Origin of the sequence: Frankia sp. AgPm24 (genome assembly GCF_023243055.1) — a bacterium.
In the GTDB taxonomy this organism is placed as follows: Bacteria; Actinomycetota; Actinomycetes; order Frankiales; family Frankiaceae; genus Frankia; species Frankia umida.
Map to the genome: position 1 here is coordinate 1 of NZ_JALKFW010000047.1, position 2572 is coordinate 2572.

The following is a 2572-nucleotide window of genomic DNA, read 5'->3' on the forward strand; positions in this document are numbered from 1 at the left end:
CGGGACGGCTCCGCCGCCTACGCCGAAGCGGTCCGCCGTGTCCTGCCCGACGCGGTCCAGGTCAGCGACCGCTGGCAGTGCGCCATGAGGCGCCTGGTTGTATCCCCGGCTCAGCCGGGAGGAACTCGGAGGGAGGTTCCTGGGTTCGATGGCTTACCTGGATCCGAAAGGTGAAGGGGACAGCAGCATGCCATTGAAGCGGTGGCCGTGCTCAGGCGTTGGAGGCGGCGCGCCGTGGAACCCGCGTGATATGGCGAAGGCTGGATTGCTTGAATCCTAATTCCCAGGAGATGGAAGGTCGCATCCGTCGGAAATGACGTCCGAAGCCGACGCCGCATCCTGCCCTGGTCTGATGCCATGGCCGGGGTAACCTCCGGGGTGCGGAGCGATGCCCAGTGAGGGCATTCAAGGGAATGAGTGGGACGCCTACGTCACGCTGTCACGTACAACCAGGACGAACATGGGATCGCCTACGGGACGCGAGTCCTACGGCGACGGAGGTCCCGTAGTATTCGCCGGAGTCACGCCCGGCCGAGGAGTCCGGGAGAGCCGGAATCAGGGCGAAGGGGACCAGGTGATCGGACACTCGGAATCGGGAGGTTTGCGTAATGCAAAGCGCCGAAACGGTGCTGGGTGTCCTGCGTGAGCGCGGCAGGCGCGGTCTGCCGTTGGAAAGACTGTATCGGCAGTTGTTCAACCCGCAGTTGTATCTTCTGGCCTACGGGCGCCTCTACTCCAACAAGGGGGCGATGACGCCCGGGGTCACCGGGGAGACCGTGGACGGGATGTCGCTACGTAAGATCGACACTATTATCGAGGCGCTGCGTCGCGAGCGCTATCGGTGGAGCCCGGTCAAGCGGATCCACATCCCGAAGAAGAACGGCAGGACCAGACCGTTGGGTCTGCCGCCGTGGTCGGACAAGCTGGTCGGCGAGGTGGTCCGCCTGCTCCTGGACGCCTTCTACGAGCCGACCTTCTCCGACCTGTCCCACGGTTTCCGCCCCGGCCGGGGGTGCCACACCGCACTACGGGACGTGGCCGACACCTGGACCGGGAAGACCTGGTTCATCGAGGGAGACGTCGCCGACTGCTTCGGGAGCTTCGATCACCAGATCATGCTGTCGACGCTGAGCGAGAAGATCCACGATGGACGGTTCCTGAGGCTGGTGCGTAACATGCTCGAAGCCGGATACCTGGAGGACTGGGTCTGGAACGCGACGCTGAGCGGGGCTCCGCAAGGCGGTGTCGTCTCACCCGTCCTCTCGAATATTTACCTGCACCGGTTGGACGCTTTTGTCGAAAAGGTCCTGATCCCGGAATACACCCGAGGGCGGATCCGCAAGCAGGACACCGCCTATGCCAGGGTGCGCGCCGCCAGGGACCGGGCATACCGGCGTGGCGACCACGCGCAAGCGCGGGAGCTGCGCCGACAGCTGCGGACCATGCCCAGCGGGGATCCTCGCGATCCCGGCTACCGGCGGTTGCGCTATGTCCGGTACTGCGACGACACCCTGCTCGGGTTCGTCGGACCGAAGGCCGAAGCCGAGGAGATAAAACAGCGTCTGACGGCGTTCCTGCGCGACGATCTCGCTCTGGAGCTGTCGCACGATAAGACACTGGTCACGCACGCCCGCACCCAGGCCGCGCGTTTCCTCGGCTACGAGATCACCGTGCTCCACAACAACCGCAAGGTCACCGGCGGCAGACGCAGTGCCAACGGCGTTGTCAGCCTCCGGGTCCCCGAATCGGTGGTCAAGGCCAAGAAAGCCCCCTACACCTCGCGCGGAAAACCCGAACGCAGGTCCCATCTGATCAACGAGGACGACCACACCATCGTCAACACATATGGGGCCGAGTGGCGGGGCATCGTCCAGTACTACCTGCCAGCCGGGAACGTTCACCGTCTCTACCGGCTGCTTTGGGTCATGGAGACCTCACTGCTCAAGACCCTGGCCAACAAGCACCGCTCGTCGGTGTCGAAAACGGCCCGCCGATACGCGGCCACCATCGACACCCCGCACGGGCGACGCAAGTGCTTCGAAGCCAGGGTCGAACGCAGCGGCAGGAAGCCACTGGTCGCACGGTTCGGCGGCATTCCACTCCGACGGCGCCGCGACGCGGTCATCTCCGACCGCGTCCTGGTCCCGGGCGTCGTCCGCCACACGGAGCTGGTCACCCGGCTCCTGGCGAACCGTTGCGAGCTCTGCACAAGCACGGACGGCATCACCGTGCACCACGTCCGGCGACTGTCAGAACTCGCATGTCCGGGACACCCGCAGCCGGCATGGGCGGCCGACATGGCACGACGGCGACGCAAGACCCTCGTGGTCTGCCGTTCCTGCCACGACACCATCCACACCGGAAAGCCGATCCCGCAGCTCACGCCGTAGTCACCGGAGAGCGACGTGCGGTGAAAGTCGCATGCGTCGTTCGGGCTGGGGGCCGCCGGAAAAGGACCCGCACCCGCGGGCACCTCGCCGGCGGCCCACCAGTGCCCTCTGGCACGGTCTCGCGGCGGCCGTGCACACCGAGGTCGCCGCGCACAGCGGCTGCTGGGCCAAAGCCGGCCCGC

1 protein-coding gene is annotated in these 2572 nt (G+C 66.0%); it reads left to right on the forward strand.

Translation table 11 applies throughout. The annotated features are described in order from the left end of the window. Window positions 1–608 precede the first annotated feature (608 nt). Window positions 609–2390 (forward strand): reverse transcriptase/maturase family protein, encoded by a 1782-nt coding sequence (locus tag MXD61_RS05515; RefSeq protein ID WP_248811762.1) that lies wholly within the window; start codon window positions 609–611, stop codon window positions 2388–2390. The last annotated feature ends 182 nt before the right edge of the window (window positions 2391–2572 follow it).